Source organism: Micromonospora sp. RB23 (assembly GCF_053585025.1).
Window position 1 is genome coordinate 6400934 of the sequence record NZ_CM132111.1, and the last position, 14997, is coordinate 6415930.

The window sequence follows — 14997 nt, forward strand, 5'->3', positions numbered from 1 at the left end:
AGCCGACATGGACGCGTCCGCGCGACGGCTCGGCTGGTACCTGGCCCTGGGTGGTCTGCTCGCGGTGATCGACACGACGGTCACCGTGGTGGCCCTGCCGAGGCTTGTCGACGACCTCGACACCGACCTCACCACGATCGGCTGGGTGACCAGCGGCTACGCGCTCGCGCTGGTCGCGGTGATGCCCACCGCGGCCTGGGCGATCGGCCGCTTCGGCGCCCGCCGCACCTACCTGACCGCGCTGCTGCTGTTCACCGCCGGCTCGGTGTTGGCCGGGGCCGCCTGGAGCGTCGGGTCGCTGATCGCGTTCCGGGTGCTCCAGGGGCTGGGGGGCGGACTGCTCAACCCGGTCGGGATGGCCGTCGCGCTCGCCGCGGTTCCGCCGGAGCGGCGCGGACGGATGATGAGCCTGCTCGGTCTTCCGGTACTGGTCGGACCCCTGATCGGGCCGGTGCTGGGTGGGCTGCTGCTCGATCACGCGTCCTGGCGGTGGATCTTCTGGGTCAACCTGCCGGTGGGGCTGGTGGCGCTGGCGCTCGGTCGGTCGGTGCTGCCGGTCGCCGATACGCGACGGCCACCGGTCCGGCTGGACGTCGTCGGGCTGCTGCTGCTCTGCCCCGGTCTGGCCCTGGCCGTGTACGGCCTCAGCGTCACCGGTGAGCGGGGCGGGATCGTCACCGCGACCGTGCTGCTGCCGTTCGCGCTCGGCGCCCTGCTGGTGGTCACCTTCGCCGTGCGGGCCGGCCGGGTACGGCAGCCACTGCTGCGCCTGGCCGTGCTGCGCGCGCCGGGAATGACCCCCGGCGCCGCGACGGTGGCTCTCTTCGCCGCCGGGTACTTCGGCTCGTTCCTGATCATCCCGGCCTACGTGCAGGTGGTACGCGGCGACTCGGCCACCCTGGCCGGGGTGATCGGCATCCCACAGGCGCTGACCACCGGGCTGACGCTCCAGGTCGCGACCCGGCTCGTCGATCGCGTGTCGGCGCGGCGGGTGGTCGGGCTGGGCATCTGCACCGCCGTCGCCGGCACGGTGGCCCGCGTGCTGGTGCTCGACGCCGACACGTCGTACCCCTTGCTGGCCGCGCTGGGCGCGGTCATCGGCCTGGGCATGGGCGCGACGCTGATGCCGACGATGACGGCAGCCAGCCGGTCGCTTCCGCCCGAGGACGTGCCGTCCGGCTCCACGCTGCTCACCACGGTGTCACACACCTCGGTCGCGGCCGGCACGGCGCTGATCGCCGCCGTCCTGTCCTTCCTCGCGGACCGGGTGGCCCCGGAGCTGGGCGGCGGGGGCATCACGGCCGCCGGCCGGCTCGACCCGGCCAGCCGGCTCGGCCTCGCGCCGGAACTGGCGCAGGCCACCCGGCTCACGATGGCGGTTTCGACCGTGCTGTTGGCGCTCGCCTGGCTGACCAGCCGGCGACTTCCGGCCGCCGTCGCGGCTGCCCACGAGGCGGTAACCCCGGCGGGAGCCGCCGGGTCGGTCAGTAGCGCTGGCGGAGCAGACCGGCGGCCTCGACCGCCCAGTAGGTGAGGATGATCTGCGCGCCGGCCCGCTTGATCGAGGTGAGGGTCTCCATCATGACCCGCTCCCGGTCGATCCAGCCGTTCGCGGCGGCGGCCTCAACCATCGCGTACTCGCCGGAGACCTGGTAAGCGGCGACCGGGACGTCCACCGCGGCCCGGACCGCCGACACCACGTCGAGGTAGGGCAGCGCCGGCTTGACCATCACCATGTCGGCGCCCTCGGCGACGTCGAGCGCCACCTCGCGCAGCGACTCCCGCACGTTCGCCGGGTCCTGCTGGTAGCTGCGGCGGTCGCCCTCCAGCGCCGACTCCACCGCGTCCCGGAACGGCCCGAAGAACGCCGAGGCGTACTTCACGGCGTACGCCAGCACTGCCACGTCCTGGTGTCCGGCGGCGTCGAGCGCCCGGCGTACCACGCCGACCTGGCCGTCCATCATCCCGGACGGCCCGACCACGTCGACCCCGGCGGCGGCCTGGGCCACCGCCATCTCGGCGTAGGCGGCCAGGGTGGCGTCGTTGTCGACGTCGCCGTCGGGGGCGAGCACCCCGCAGTGCCCGTGCGAGGTGAACTCGTCCAGGCACAGGTCACTCATCACGACCGTGCTGTCGCCCACCTCGGAGACCACGTCGCGGATGGCCACGTTCAGGATGCCGTCCGGGTCGATGCCGCCGGACCCGGTGGGGTCCCGCCGCTCCGGGACCCCGAAGAGCATGATCCCGCCGACACCGGCCTGCACGGCCTCGGCGGCCGCCTTGCGCAGCGAGTCCCGGGAGTGCTGGAGCACTCCCGGGAGCGACGCGATGGCCCGTGGCTCGGCCAACCCTTCCTTGACGAACATCGGCACGATCAGCTCGGCCGGGTCGACCCGGGTCTCGGACACCAGCCGGCGGATCGCGGGGGTGCGGCGCAGGCGGCGGGGCCGGATCTCGGGGTACGACATGGAAGGGTCCTTCCTCGAACGACGACTACCGGAAGCGCAGAGCGGTCGGCCCCTGCACCTTCGAGCCGCGGCGCTGCTTGGCCGGCATGGCGGCCAGCTTCTCGCGCAACTCGACGGCGTAGGCGGCGAGCGCCTCCACCAGGTCGGGCACCGAGGCGTGCGGCGGCTGGACGTCGACCCGGAGGCCGAACTCCGTCGCGGTCTCCGCCGTCTTGGGCCCAATCACGGCAACAACCGTGCGCGCGTGCGGCTTCCCGGCGATGCCGACGAGGTTCCGCACGGTCGAGGAAGACGTGAAGAGCACCGCGTCGAACCCGCCCGACTTGATGGCGTCCCGGATCTCGGCCGGCGGCGGCGCAGCCCGCACCGTCCGGTACGCGGTCACGTCGTCGACCTCCCAGCCGCGCTCGGTGAGCCCGGCGGCGAGCGTCTCGGTGGCGATGTCGGCACGCGGCAGCAGCACCCGGCCGACCGGGTCGAGGATCTCGTCGTGCGGCGAGAACTCGGCCAGCAGCCCCTCGGAGGACTGCTCCCCGGCGGGGATCAGCTCCGGCTGGATGCCGAACGCGCGCACCGCGTCAGCGGTCGCCTCGCCGATACAGGCGATCTTGACGCCACCGAAGTGCCGGGCGTCCAGGCCGTGCTCGGCGAACTTCTCCCAGACCGCGCGGACGGCGTTGACCGAGGTGAAGATGACCCAGGCGTACCGGCCGTCGACGAGGCCCTTGACCGCCCGCTCCATCTGCGCCGGGGTGCGCGGCGGCTCGACCGCGATGGTCGGCACCTCGCACGGGATCGCCCCGTACGCCCGCAGCCGGGCACTCATCGCGCCGGCCTGCTCCTTGGTGCGGGGGACCAGCACCTTCCAGCCGTACAGCGGGCGGTTCTCCCACCAGCTCAGCTTGTCGCGCTGCCCCACCCCGACGCCGACGGTGAGCACCACCCGGCCGGTGAAGCCGAGCGCGGCGGCCACGAAGCTGTCCACGGTCGACGTGGTCGTGTACTGGGTCTCGCCGGTGCCGTCACCGGTCACCGCGACACCGGTGGTGCCGTCGACCCCGGCGGCCAGCAGGCCGTCCCGGACGGCCGCGAGGTCACCGGCGTCCACCGCGAGCGCGAGCGAACCCCGGCCGACGGCGGCGGCCAGCGCCTCGAAGTCCAGCGTGCTGACGTCCTCGACGTCGGCGGCGGTACGCACACCCGGCAGCGGAACCCCCGCGTAGGTGGCCACACCCTCGGCTTGGCCGACGCCGGGCACGACCTCGAAGTGGGCGGCGGTACGGGCGACGGCCTGCACCTCCTTGACCACCGAGTCGTGGCCGAACGGGTCGCCGGCGACCAGGTGCACCGCGTTCAGCCCGGACCGGGCCGCGGAGATCAGCACCTTCGCCACGTCCCCCGGGGCGCCTTCGGCCGGGGTGAACTCGGCGTCGTCCCTGGCCTCGGCGCGCACGGCGGCGAGCAGCGACTCCGGGACTCCCCGGTCGTAGATCACCTGGTCGGCGTCGACCAGGGCGTCGTGCGCCCGGCGGGTCAGCAGACCTGGGTCGCCGGGGCCCGCCCCGACGAACGCGATACGGCCGACGGGCTTACGGGTGCGGGTCATTCTGTGCTCCCAAATTGCTGGGTCCCCGGGCCGGTGTGTCCTTCGTGGCCGAGGATCGAGTCGGCGCCGAGTTCGAGGAGTTCGGCGGCGAGTGCCTTACCGATCTCCGCGGCGTCGGCGGGCGTTCCGGTGCGGGACAGCCGGAGGTCACGAGTGCCGTCCGGACTGATCACCGCCCCGCGCAGGTAGATCTCGTCAACAACATCGCCTTCGGCGGCTGAGCCGACCGGCTCGCCTTCGGCGAGGATGGCGTAGGCGGCGACGGGTGCGCTGCACCCGGCCTCCAGGGTGGCCAGCAGCGCGCGCTCCGCGATGACCGCGGCGTGCGACGGTGCGTGGTCGAGCGTTCCGAGCAGCTCGACCAGGTCCTGGTCGTCGACCCGGCACTCCACGGCCAGCGCGCCCTGGGCGGGCGCGGGCAGCATCAGCATCGGGTCCAGCGTCTCGGTGATCACGTCGGCCCGACCGATCCGGGCGAGCCCGGCCCGGGCCAGGACGACCGCGTCGAGGTCGGCATCGGGGCCGAGCACCCGCGCCAGGCGGGTGTCGATGTTGCCGCGGATCGGGGTGACCTCCAGTTGCAGGCCGAGCGCGTGCAACTGGGCGATCCGGCGCAGCGCGCCGGTGCCCACGGTGGCGCCGGGCGGCAGCTCGGCGAGCGTCCGGCCGCCGCGGGCGACCAGGGCGTCGCGCGGGTCCTGCCGGGGCGGCACCGCCGCGATGTGCAGCCCGGCGGCGGTGGCCGTGGGCAGGTCCTTGTACGAGTGCACCGCGAAGTCGATCGTCCCGGCGGTCAGCGCGTCACGCAGCGCGGAGACGAACACCCCGACGCCGAGCCGGTGCACGGGCGCGTTGGAGCGGTCACCCGCGGTGACCACCTCGACCAGTTCGACCGGGCGGCCGGTGGCGGCGGTCAGCGCCTCGGCGACGTGGCCGGACTGGGCCAGCGCCAGGGCGCTGCCCCGGGTGCCGAGGCGCAGGGGGGCGGTCATCGCGCACCTCCGGTGGGCGGGACGGGGTCGGTGGCGTCCGCGCCGGGGACCGGGTCGGTCGCGGCGGACAGCATGCCGAGGTCGGGGCTGAGTACGTCGGGAACGGTGTCCACCGGCGAGGTCTGCGGCACCTGGAGGTCGAACAGCTCACGCAGCAGGGCGGCGTACTGGTCGCCGCCGGGCTCGGCGGCGAGCTGGCGGACCTTGACGGTGGGCTGGTGCAGCAGCCGCTGCACCACGCGGTGCACCGTGCGGGCCACCTCGGCGCGCAGGTCGTCGCCGAGGTCGGGGCGGCGCTGGGCCAGGCGACGCAGCTCGGTGGCGACCACGTCGTCGGCGCGACCACGCAGCGCCGCCACGGTGGGTGCCACGTCGGCGCCGCGCAGCCAGGTGAGGAAGCCCTCCACCTCGCCGGTCACGATTCCTTCGACGGCGGCGGCGTCCGCCGCGGCCGGACCGTCGGCGAGCAGTGCCGCCATCCGGTCGATGTCGATCACCTCGACGCCGGGCAGGTCGGCGACGCCCTCCTCGACGTCACGCGGCACGGCCAGGTCGAGCAGGACCAACGGGCCCCGGACCGGGTCGCGCTCGGCCAGCGCCGCCTCGACGACCGTCCGGGTGAGGACCGGTTCGGTGGACGCGGTGGCGGCCACTACGATGTCCACTGTGGAGAGCGTGGCGGCCAGCTCGGTCATCGGCGCGGCGCCCGCCCCGTACGACTCGGCGAGCCGGACGGCCCGGTCGATGCCCCGGTTGGTGACCGTGAGCGGCCCGGCACCCAGCCGGGACAGCGAGGCCACCCCGAGCGAGCCCATCGCGCCGGCCCCGATCACCAGGGCGGGGTGGCCGGCGAGGTCGCCGTCGAGGTACCCGGCCGCCAGGTCCAGCGCGGCGGTGACGACGCTCTGGCCGGCCCGGTCGATGCCGGTCTCGGCGTGGGCCCGCTTACCGACGCGCAGCGCCTGCTGCATCAGCTCGTGCAGCAGACGGCCGGCCGAGTCGGCGCCGGTGGCCCAGTGGTACGCGTCGCGGAGCTGGCCGAGGATCTGCGCCTCGCCCACGACCATCGAGTCCAGCCCGGTGGCGACCCGGAAGACGTGGTCCACGGCGGCGGTGTCGTAGTGGACGTACAGGTGGTTGGCGAGCGCCGCCGGGGTGCTGCCGGCCTGCTCACCCAGGACGGCGCAGATGTCGCCGAGCCCACCGTGGAAACCGGACACGGCGGCGTACACCTCCACCCGGTTACAGGTGGAGACGAGCACCGCCTCGCTCACGTACGGCTGGGCGACCAGGCGGTCCAGGGTGCGGGTGAGGTCGGCGGGGGGCACGGCCAGCTGCTCCAGCGTGGCGACCGGGGCGGTCCGGTAGGACGCGCCGACGACGAGCAGTTTCACGTGCCGATCGCCTCCTGGGTGTCGGTGGCCGCGAGCCCGCCGGGCAGGGCGGTGAGAGCGGACCCGCCGGTGGCGGGCAGCGCGGTCAGCGACGCCTTACGGTGCTCGTGGAAGGACAGAATCTGCAGCTCGATGGCGAGGTCGACCTTGCGAACGTCAACCCCCTCCGGAACAGAGAGTACGCAGGGCGCGAAGTTGAGGATGCTCGTCACGCCGACCGCGACCAGCTGATCGGCGACCCGCTGGGCGGCCGGGGCCGGGGTGGCGATCACGCCGATCGCGATGGACTCCTCCGCGGCGACCGCGGGCAGATCGTCGACATGCCGGACAACCAGGCCGTTGATCTCCTCACCGACCCGGGAGGGATCGGCGTCGAGCAGTGCGGCGATCCGGAAGCCCCGGCTGGCGAACCCGTCGTAGCCGGCCAGAGCGTGACCGAGATTACCCACGCCGACCAGGGCGACCGCGCGACGCTGTGTGAGCCCCAGCACGTACTCGATCTGCTCGATCAGCAACGCGACGTCGTAGCCGACGCCCCGGGTGCCGTACGAGCCGAGGTGGGAGAGGTCCTTGCGGAGCTTGGCGGAGTTGACTCCGGCGGCCGCCGACAGGCCCTCGCTGGAGATGGTTTCGTGGCCGGCGTCGGCGAGGTTGTGCAGCGCGCGCAGGTATTCCGGAAGCCGAGCGACGGTCGCCTCGGGGAGGTCCGGAAGCGCCGGTACGCCACCGGCGCGGCCGGGCGCACCTGACTGACGGTGCTGACTCATGAGACTCCGTGCGGTGCGATCCTCGGCCAACTCCGCTGGTCGGCCGCTTATGGACTCCCGCTGGCGACCGAGGTTGCCGGCTGTGCTAGCAGGGCGCGTCGGAACTACAGAGTAGGCGCTTGTGAAGACGTGCACAAATCGCGATCTTGCCGCTCCAGCACGCGACCCCACCCGCCCCTCCATTCCACAAGATCGATTGAGCGCTCACCGCCCGCGCGATTATTGCTCAATCCCGACTTCTCTGACCAATCCCGCGCCACCCACCCCACCCCAACGCCGCGATCTTGCAGTTTCTGTCGTTCCATACCGCCCGCAGTTGCACAATTCGTCAACAGCAACTGCAAGATCGACGCGGGAATGGACGGGCGCGCGGGCACGGGGAGGAGCGCACGGAGGAGCGCACGGTGGGAGATGGGAACGGGCGCGGTGGGAGAAGACTTGGGCGCGGGAGGGTGGGGACAGCACTACCGGGGAGAGACCGGGCTTCGGGATGGGGGGCGGGTCGGCGGCTGCCTAGCCTTTGAGCCATGACCGCCCTTGCCGCCACCAGCGACCGGCAGCCGCTGGCACGGAGCATCCCCCGCCAACTCTTCGTCGACTCCGGGTACGTGCTGCTCGGCCTGCCCCTCTCGGTGGCCAGCTTCGTCGTCCTCATCGCCGGCCTCTCGGCGGGCCTCGGCCTGATGGTCACCGTGATCGGCCTGCCGATCCTCAGCGGCACCCTGTACGCCGCACGCGGGCTGGCCGACATCGAGCGGCTGCGGTTGCCCGCCGTACTCCGGCAACCCCGGGTCCGACCGCACTACCGGCTGCCGGAGGGGGGCGCGAGCGCCTGGCGGCGAATCTTCCTGCCGATGCGCGACGCCCAGTCCTGGCTCGACCTGGCGCACGGAATCCTGCGGTTGATCGTGGCGCTGGCCACCTTCGTGATCACCGTCGTCTGGTGGGGCGTCGCGCTCGCCGGCTCGCTCTACTGGGCGTTCGACTGGGCCCTGCCCCGCCCGACCGACGGCGACCAGGACCTGGCACAACTCCTCGGCCTGGGTGACTCGACCACCGCCCGGATCGGGCTGAACACCGCGGTCGGCGTGTTCTTCCTGATCACCCTGCCGATCGTGGTGCGGGGCTGCGCGCTGCTCCAGGCCAGCTTCGCCCGGGCCCTGCTGACCGGCGTGGCCGAGATGCGGGACCGGATCACCGTGCTGGAGGAGCAGAAGCGGGCGGCGGTGTCCGCCGAGGCGTCCGCGCTGCGCCGGCTGGAACGTGACATCCACGACGGCCCGCAGCAGCGGCTGGTCCGGCTCGCGATGGACCTGAGCCGGGCCCGCATGCAACTCGCCTCCGACCCGGAGGAGGCCGGCCGGACCATCGACGAGGCGGTCACCCAGACCCGGGAGACGCTTGCCGAGTTGCGGGCGCTGTCGCGCGGCATCGCCCCACCGATCCTGGTCGACCGGGGTCTGCCCAGCGCGCTCGCCGCGCTCGCCGGCCGCGGGCTCATTCCGATCGAGCTTCAGGTCGACAAGGAGTTGGGCGCGCGGGACGGCCGGCTCGACCCGGCGGTGGAGAACACCGCGTACTTCGTGGTGGCCGAGTCGCTGACCAACATCGCCAAACACAGCCGCGCCACCGAGGCCACGGTCGCCGTGGCCCGCCAGGGCACCCACCTCCAGGTGCGGGTGGGTGACGACGGACAGGGTGGCGCACACCTGGCCAAGGGGCACGGGCTGGCCGGCATCGCCGACCGGGTGCGGGCGGCCGGCGGTGAGCTGACCGTGGTGAGCCCGAACGGCGGCCCCACCGAGATCCGCGCCGAACTGCCGCTGTGAACCACCGGAAGAGCGACCTCGACGTGGTAGACACCACACCCATGCGCATCGTGATCGCTGACGACGCCGTCCTGCTCCGGGAGGGGCTGGTACGGCTGCTGACCGAGAGCGGGCACCAGGTGGTGGCCGCCGTCGGGGACGGCGACGCGCTCGTCGAGGCGGTGGTCGAACACCGGCCCGACGTGTCGATCGTCGACGTCCGGATGCCGCCGTCCCACACCGACGAGGGGTTACGGGCGGCGGTGCGGGCACGCCAACTGGTGCCGCGTACGCCGATCCTGGTGCTCTCCCAGTACGTCGAGGTGTCGTACGCCGATGATCTGCTCGCCACCACCGGCGGCGCCGGCGGCGGCGGGATCGGCTACCTGCTCAAGGACCGGGTGGCGGCGATCGACGAGTTCCTGGACGCGCTCCGGCGGGTGGCGGCCGGCGGCACGGTGCTCGACCCGGAGGTGGTCGGCCAGCTCTTCGCCCGACGCCGCCGTGACGACCCGCTGCGCGAGTTGACCCCGCGCGAGCGGGAGGTGCTCGCGCTGATGGCCGAAGGCCGGTCGAACACGGCCATCGCCCGCGCCCTGGTGGTCAGCGACGGCGCGGTGGAGAAGCACGTGCGCAACATCTTCACCAAGCTCACCCTCCCGCCGGACACCGAGCAGCACCGGCGGGTGCTGGCCGTCCTCACCTACCTGCGGAACTGACCACCCGGGCGGCCAGGGCCACCGCGTCGGTGAGGGTGTCGGCCACCGGGTGACCGGAGGCGCGCAGACGGGCCGGGTCGGTGAATCCGCCCGTGTAGAGCACCGCCCGGCCGCCGACGGCGAGGGCCGCGGCCGCGTCGTCGATGGAGTCGCCGATGAGTACGACCGCGCTGCCGTCCACGTCCAGGTCGGCCAGGTGCCGCCGGAGCGACTCGGCCTTGCGGTCGCCGCCGACCGTGGCCCGCAGTCCGTCCACGCGGGTGAAGTGGCCGGTCAGCCCGTACGTGTGCACCGTGGGCACCAGCTCCTCGTGGAACCACATGGAGAGCAGGCTCTGGCTGCCGTCCCAGGCGGCCATCGCGGTCCGCGCGTCGGCCGCCAGCTCGCAGGTGGTCAACCCGTCGCGGTACGCGTCGTGGAAGATCCGGTCCAACCGCCCGAACGCCTCGTCGTCCACGGCCTGCCCGAGCACCTCGGCGTAGTACTCGGCGATCGGCCGACGGAAGCGCGTCCGGTGCTCGTCGGCGGTGACGACCGGCCCGCCCACGCTGGCGAACGCGGCGTTGGTGGCGGCCACCACCAGGCTGAGGTCGTTGAGCAGGGTGCCGTTCCAGTCCCAGACCAGGTGGGGGTGCGCGGAGGTCATCCCAGCACCTTAGGCGGACAGTCAGAGCTGCGGTGTGGTCAGGTCCCGCAGCAGCCGCTCCTCCTCCACCCGCCAGTAACCGTGCTCCTTGCCGTCGAGCATCACCACCGGCAGCCGGTCCCCGTACTCCCGTTCCAGCCCCTCGTCACCGGTGACGTCCCACTCGACCCACTTGTCGCCGGTGACCGCCACCACCCGGTCGAGCGCGGCCTTGGCGTCGTCGCACAGATGGCAGCCGGGTCGGGTGATCAGGGCGAGCCGGGCGTCAGTGGCCATCGGGTACCTCCGTGCGGGCGTCGGCGGATGCGGGCGGGCCGGCCGGGGTCGCCGACCGGAGCTGGGTCTTTCGTACCTTGCCGATCGCCGAGTGGGGCAGTGCGTCGACGAACTCGACGGCGGTCGGGCACTTGAACCGGGCCAGGTTCCGTGCGCAGTGTGCGAGCAACTCCTCGCCGCTGGCCGGCCGCCCCGGCGCCGGCACCACGTACGCCCGCACAGTCTCTCCGGTTCGCGGGTGCGGCACACCCAGTACCGCCGACTCGGCCACCCCGGGGTGGCCGGCGAGCACCAGTTCGACCTCGTGCGGATAGACGTTGAAGCCGTTGACCAGGATCAGGTCGCCGAGTCGGTCCACCAGGTGCAGGTCCCCGTCGGAGTCTGCGTACGCGATGTCGCCGGTGCCCCACCAGCCGTCGGCGTCCGGACCGTCGCGGCCGTCCGGCCAGTAGCCGTCGAAGAGGTTGGGGCCGCGTACGACGATCTGTCCCGGGTCGGTGCCGGGGGCGGCGTCGGAGATGTCCATCTCGTCGGTGTCGTCGTCGGGGACGGCCTGGCCGTCGCGCCACAGGTCCACCGAGTCCGGGCCGACCAGGCGCAGGTGGACGCCGGGCAGCGGTCGGCCGATCGAGCCGGCCTTGGGCGCCCCGCAGACCAGGGTGGAGGTGAGCACCGGCGAGGTCTCGGTGAGGCCGTAGCCGACGTGCACCGGGTGGCCGGTGACCTCGGTGAAGCGCGCCGCGACCGCGGGTTCCAGGGGCGCCGCGCCGCACACCGCGACCCGTACCGACGCGGTCGCCGCGCGGGCCGTGTCGGCGTCGGCCCAGGCCAGGAACATCGACGGTACGCCGACCAGCACGCTGACCCGGTGCCGGGCGATCTCGGCGAGTCCCGCCGTCGGGTCCGGATCGTCGAGCAGCACGCCGGTGGCGCCATGGTGGACGACGGCGCCGAGCCCCGCGTTGAGGCCGTACGCGTGGAACAGCGGCAGGGCCAGCAGCACCGTGTCGTCCGGACCGACCACCGGCGGCTCGATGGCGTCGACCTGGTCGTGGTTGGCCAGCAGCGCGCGGTGGGAGAGCATCGCGCCCTTCGGACGGCCGGCGGTGCCGGACGTGTAGAGCAGTACGGCGAGGTCGTCGCCGCCGCGGCGTGCCCGGGGGCGCGGTCCGGGCTGCTCGGCGGTCGGCGCGGTGACGTGCACGGCGGTGAGCGCGGGCAGGTCGGCGGCCACCTCGGCGACGAGGCCGCATACCCGCTCGGTGCCGATGAGCAGCGACGCGCCGGACTCGGCCAGCACGTGTCGCAGCTCCGGGGCGGTGAAGCCGGGGTTGACGGGCACCGCGACCAGCCCGGCCCGTAGCGCGCCGAGCCACCCGATCACGAAGTCGGGGGTGTTGGGCAGCGCGATCGCCACCCGGGGCGGCGGGTCGCCCGGTTCGGTGGTCGGAACGGCGGAGGCCAGGCCGTGCGCGGCGGCGGTCACGGCGGCGTCCAGTTCGGACCAGCTCACCTTCCGATCCCGCCAGTGCAGCGCGGACCGGTCGCCGTGGTCGAGAGCCGCCCGGTGGACGCGGTCGGCGAGGTTCGGCGGCGGGTCCGCCGGGAAGTCCTGCACGGTCATCGAGTCTGGCACAGCGGTGGTCGACTGGCCACGCCCGACGACGCGCCGACGAGGGGTCGCCCAGCGTCCCGTGTACGGGACGCTTACCGTGCCACCGGCGCACCGATCGAGTCCGGCTGATGGGACGACCGACGCGCCCGGTCGGCGGTTCGGCCGCGCCGCCGCGGCAGGTGGCGGGGACCGCTCACCTGATCGGCCAATGTGCCGTCCGACCTGCGGATCCACCCTGGAACAAGGGGCCGGCCGAAAGTCAAACGCACACGACGGACAACCGGTCCGCCACCGGTGCGACACGGCGGGAAATACTTCCGCCCTGTGTAACGGACTTGCCACGCGCGGGTGACGTTGGCCCTATTATCACTCGGGTCGGCTCACCCCATTTGCCGTGAGTCGACACCCCTCAGCCCGAGGAGGCCCCCGTGCCTGTGAGCGCATTGGACCAGCACCTCAAGGGGAACTGCCGCCCGTCGGCACACCCCGGAACAGTCCTGCCCGACCGGCTGCCCGGCCGGTCCGCACCGACGACCCGCAAACCGGCCCACCCGGCCACCAACGGGACGGGGACGGCGCGATGACCACCTTCGGATACGCGGAACGTCCCGTCGGCCTGACCGGCCAGACGCCTCGCGCGCAGGTCAACGAACGCCCAGCCACCCGCGCGCCGCTGGGCGACCCGCGCGGCGAGGGCCCCGCGCAGCGGACCCGCAACCGCCCGCACACCAACGAGCCTCCGCCAAGACCTGCGGTCCCCGGTGGCAACGGGATGCCGACCGGTGGTCGGGTCGCCGCGCCGACCCGACCGACCATGCCGTCGCAGGGCCGCCGGACCAGCGACGCCCCGGCCGCGACCACCGATCCGGCGGCGGGCGAGACGGCGGTGATCCCGGCGGTTCCGGCCGCCACCGCGACGACGCCGACCGGCTTCCCGAGCCGCCCGGACCCGTCCGATCCGGCCACCGAGGTCTGGACGCTCGTCGAGCGGGCGCAGGCCGGCGAGTCCGAGGCGTTCGGTCTCATCTACGACAGGTACGTGGACACGGTCTTCCGGTTCGTCTACTTCCGGGTCGGCAACCGACAGCTCGCCGAGGACCTGACGTCGGACACGTTCCTGCGCGCCCTCAAACGGATCGGCAGCTTCACCTGGCAGGGCCGCGATCTCGGCGCCTGGCTGGTGACCATCGCCCGTAACCTGGTCGCGGACCACTTCAAGTCCGGCCGCTACCGGCTGGAGGTCACCACGGGCGACGTGCTCGACGCCGACCGCGAGGATCGCGGCCCCGAGGGCAGTCCGGAAGCCGCCGTTGTCGAGCACATCACCAACGTCGCCCTGCTCACCGCCGTCAAGCAGCTCAACCCGGAGCAGCAGGAGTGCATTGTCCTCCGGTTCCTGCAGGGCTTCTCGGTGGCCGAGACGGCCCGAGCCATGGGCAAGAACGAGGGTGCCATCAAGGCCTTGCAGTACCGGGCCGTCCGTGCGCTGGCACGACTTCTGCCCGACGGCTTCCAACCGTGATTCGCCAGCCCACCGATGCGCGCCGATCACTGTCTGCGCAGCTCAGGGTGGGTCTCACTCGGTGACGCCGATCACTTTTTGTGATTTCCGCTCCGCCCGGCCCGTAACCCGTGCCCGGCCCGCCGCGTTTCTCCGGGTGCGACCGGTGGAAGTCCCGGCAGGGCCGGGGCACCGAGGTCCGCCCGGCAGGCCGGACGGCGCCTCACCTCCGTGGTGTCACAACGCCGACCGGTCGCCGTAGACCACGGCGGCCGACCGGCCGTGACCAGCGAGAGGAGGTGCCTGCGGTGGACCACGACCTCTTCTGTCGCCGGCGTGCCGAGCGCTTCGCGCAACTTCTCGACGAGGCCAACGGCGGCCGGCGGCACCACGTGCGGTCCCGGGTGGACAGCCAGCTCGCGCCGCTCGTCGCGGTGGGCCAGCGGATCAGCGTCGATCCCCCCGCCGTCGAGGTGGATCCCGACTTCCGCACCGGTCTGCGGGCGATGCTGCTCGCCACCGCGGAGCGCGAGGGGATCGGCACGACCCCGACGACCGCCGAGCCGGCCGCCCCGCGTACCGCCGCCACGAGCCGTGGCTCGTTGCTGCCAGCGGTCACCGCCCGGCGGGCCCGTGCCCGGGGAGCGATCCTGGTCGGCATCGCCGCCGGCGCCATCGCCGTCTCCGGTATCTCCGCCGCCAGCGAGAACGCCGTTCCCGGCGACGCGCTCTACGGCATGAAGCGGTCCACCGAGCGAGCGCAACTCGCCCTGGCCAGCTCGGACATCAGCCGCGGCCAGCTCTTCCTGGACTTCGCCCGCACCCGGCTCGGCGAGGCATCCGAGCTGCGCGGCGACCGCATCGGCTACAGCGCCGTCCTCGACGACATGGACGCCGACACCCGCCAGGGCGTCCGCCTGCTCACCGCCGCCGCCGTGCAGCGCGCCGAGCCGGCCAGTCTCGACGCCGTCAACACGTTCGTCGCCAGCCAGCGGCGGGCGGTGAGCAACCTGCTCGACGGCGCCGGCCGGGCCGACCGGGAACGGACCCGGCGGTCGCTGGCCCTGCTGGACAGCATCCGGGAGCGGTCGGACGCGGTGCGCGCCGCCATCGCGTGCGGCCTGCCGGCGCCGACCGGCAGCGACACGCTCGGCCCCACCCCGAGCACCTGCCCCGGCGCACGCTGACCGCCACCGAAAGACGCG

General features: G+C 73.4%; 13 protein-coding genes. 5 read left to right on the top strand and 8 right to left on the bottom strand.

Annotated features, from left to right (window positions below; translation table 11 throughout):
* Positions 1 to 7: 7 nt before the first annotated feature.
* A complete protein-coding gene (locus ACTFTM_RS29200) occupies positions 8 to 1534 on the top strand; it encodes a DHA2 family efflux MFS transporter permease subunit (protein WP_449563531.1) in 1527 nt (508 codons plus the stop codon).
* Here the strand turns inward: ACTFTM_RS29200 and hemB are convergent.
* Genes hemB through ACTFTM_RS29225 form a run of 5 tightly spaced genes read right to left on the bottom strand, consistent with a single transcriptional unit; the run spans position 1485 to position 7227 of the window.
* Positions 1485 to 2468, bottom strand: coding sequence for a porphobilinogen synthase (gene hemB / locus ACTFTM_RS29205; protein WP_449563532.1), 984 nt, complete (start codon positions 2466 to 2468; stop codon positions 1485 to 1487). The two genes, ACTFTM_RS29200 and hemB, sit on opposite strands and share 50 nt — an antisense overlap.
* A gap of 25 nt (positions 2469 to 2493) precedes the next feature.
* The gene (locus ACTFTM_RS29210; protein WP_449563533.1) at positions 2494 to 4074 is read right to left on the bottom strand and encodes a uroporphyrinogen-III synthase; all 1581 of its coding nucleotides are present in this window, start codon (positions 4072 to 4074) and stop codon (positions 2494 to 2496) included.
* On the bottom strand, positions 4071 to 5066 hold the full coding sequence (hemC, locus tag ACTFTM_RS29215; protein WP_449563534.1) for a hydroxymethylbilane synthase: 996 nt from the start codon (positions 5064 to 5066) through the stop codon (positions 4071 to 4073). Before hemC ends, ACTFTM_RS29210 begins: the two co-directional genes overlap by 4 nt.
* The gene (locus tag ACTFTM_RS29220; protein WP_449563535.1) at positions 5063 to 6460 is read right to left on the bottom strand and encodes a glutamyl-tRNA reductase; all 1398 of its coding nucleotides are present in this window, start codon (positions 6458 to 6460) and stop codon (positions 5063 to 5065) included. The genes hemC and ACTFTM_RS29220 overlap by 4 nt, the downstream gene beginning before the upstream one ends.
* Complete coding sequence (locus tag ACTFTM_RS29225; RefSeq protein ID WP_449563536.1) at positions 6457 to 7227, bottom strand: redox-sensing transcriptional repressor Rex; 771 nt, start codon at positions 7225 to 7227, stop codon at positions 6457 to 6459. The genes ACTFTM_RS29220 and ACTFTM_RS29225 overlap by 4 nt, the downstream gene beginning before the upstream one ends.
* Positions 7228 to 7754: 527 nt before the next feature.
* Here ACTFTM_RS29225 and ACTFTM_RS29230 point away from each other — a divergent pair.
* The gene (locus ACTFTM_RS29230; RefSeq protein ID WP_449563537.1) at positions 7755 to 9056 is read left to right on the top strand and encodes a sensor histidine kinase; all 1302 of its coding nucleotides are present in this window, start codon (positions 7755 to 7757) and stop codon (positions 9054 to 9056) included.
* Between the two features lie 41 nt (positions 9057 to 9097).
* Positions 9098 to 9754, top strand: a complete 657-nt coding sequence (locus ACTFTM_RS29235; RefSeq protein ID WP_422737077.1) for a response regulator — start codon at positions 9098 to 9100, stop codon at positions 9752 to 9754.
* Here ACTFTM_RS29235 and ACTFTM_RS29240 read toward each other — a convergent pair.
* Genes ACTFTM_RS29240 through ACTFTM_RS29250 form a run of 3 tightly spaced genes read right to left on the bottom strand, consistent with a single transcriptional unit; the run spans position 9735 to position 12300 of the window.
* A complete protein-coding gene (locus ACTFTM_RS29240) occupies positions 9735 to 10400 on the bottom strand; it encodes an HAD family hydrolase (RefSeq protein WP_449563538.1) in 666 nt (221 codons plus the stop codon). The genes ACTFTM_RS29235 and ACTFTM_RS29240 overlap by 20 nt on opposite strands.
* 21 nt (positions 10401 to 10421) lie before the next feature.
* Complete coding sequence (locus ACTFTM_RS29245) at positions 10422 to 10676, bottom strand: glutaredoxin family protein (protein ID WP_449563539.1); 255 nt, start codon at positions 10674 to 10676, stop codon at positions 10422 to 10424.
* Positions 10666 to 12300, bottom strand: coding sequence for an AMP-binding protein (locus ACTFTM_RS29250; RefSeq protein ID WP_449563540.1), 1635 nt, complete (start codon positions 12298 to 12300; stop codon positions 10666 to 10668). The genes ACTFTM_RS29245 and ACTFTM_RS29250 overlap by 11 nt, the downstream gene beginning before the upstream one ends.
* Before the next feature lie 571 nt (positions 12301 to 12871).
* Between ACTFTM_RS29250 and ACTFTM_RS29255 the strand changes: the two genes are divergently transcribed.
* On the top strand, positions 12872 to 13813 hold the full coding sequence (locus ACTFTM_RS29255) for an ECF subfamily RNA polymerase sigma factor, BldN family (protein ID WP_449563541.1): 942 nt from the start codon (positions 12872 to 12874) through the stop codon (positions 13811 to 13813).
* A 287-nt stretch (positions 13814 to 14100) separates the two neighbouring features.
* Positions 14101 to 14979 carry a DUF5667 domain-containing protein gene (locus ACTFTM_RS29260; RefSeq protein WP_449563542.1) on the top strand — a complete coding sequence of 293 codons (879 nt, stop codon included), beginning with the start codon at positions 14101 to 14103 and terminating at the stop codon, positions 14977 to 14979.
* Positions 14980 to 14997 lie beyond the last annotated feature (18 nt).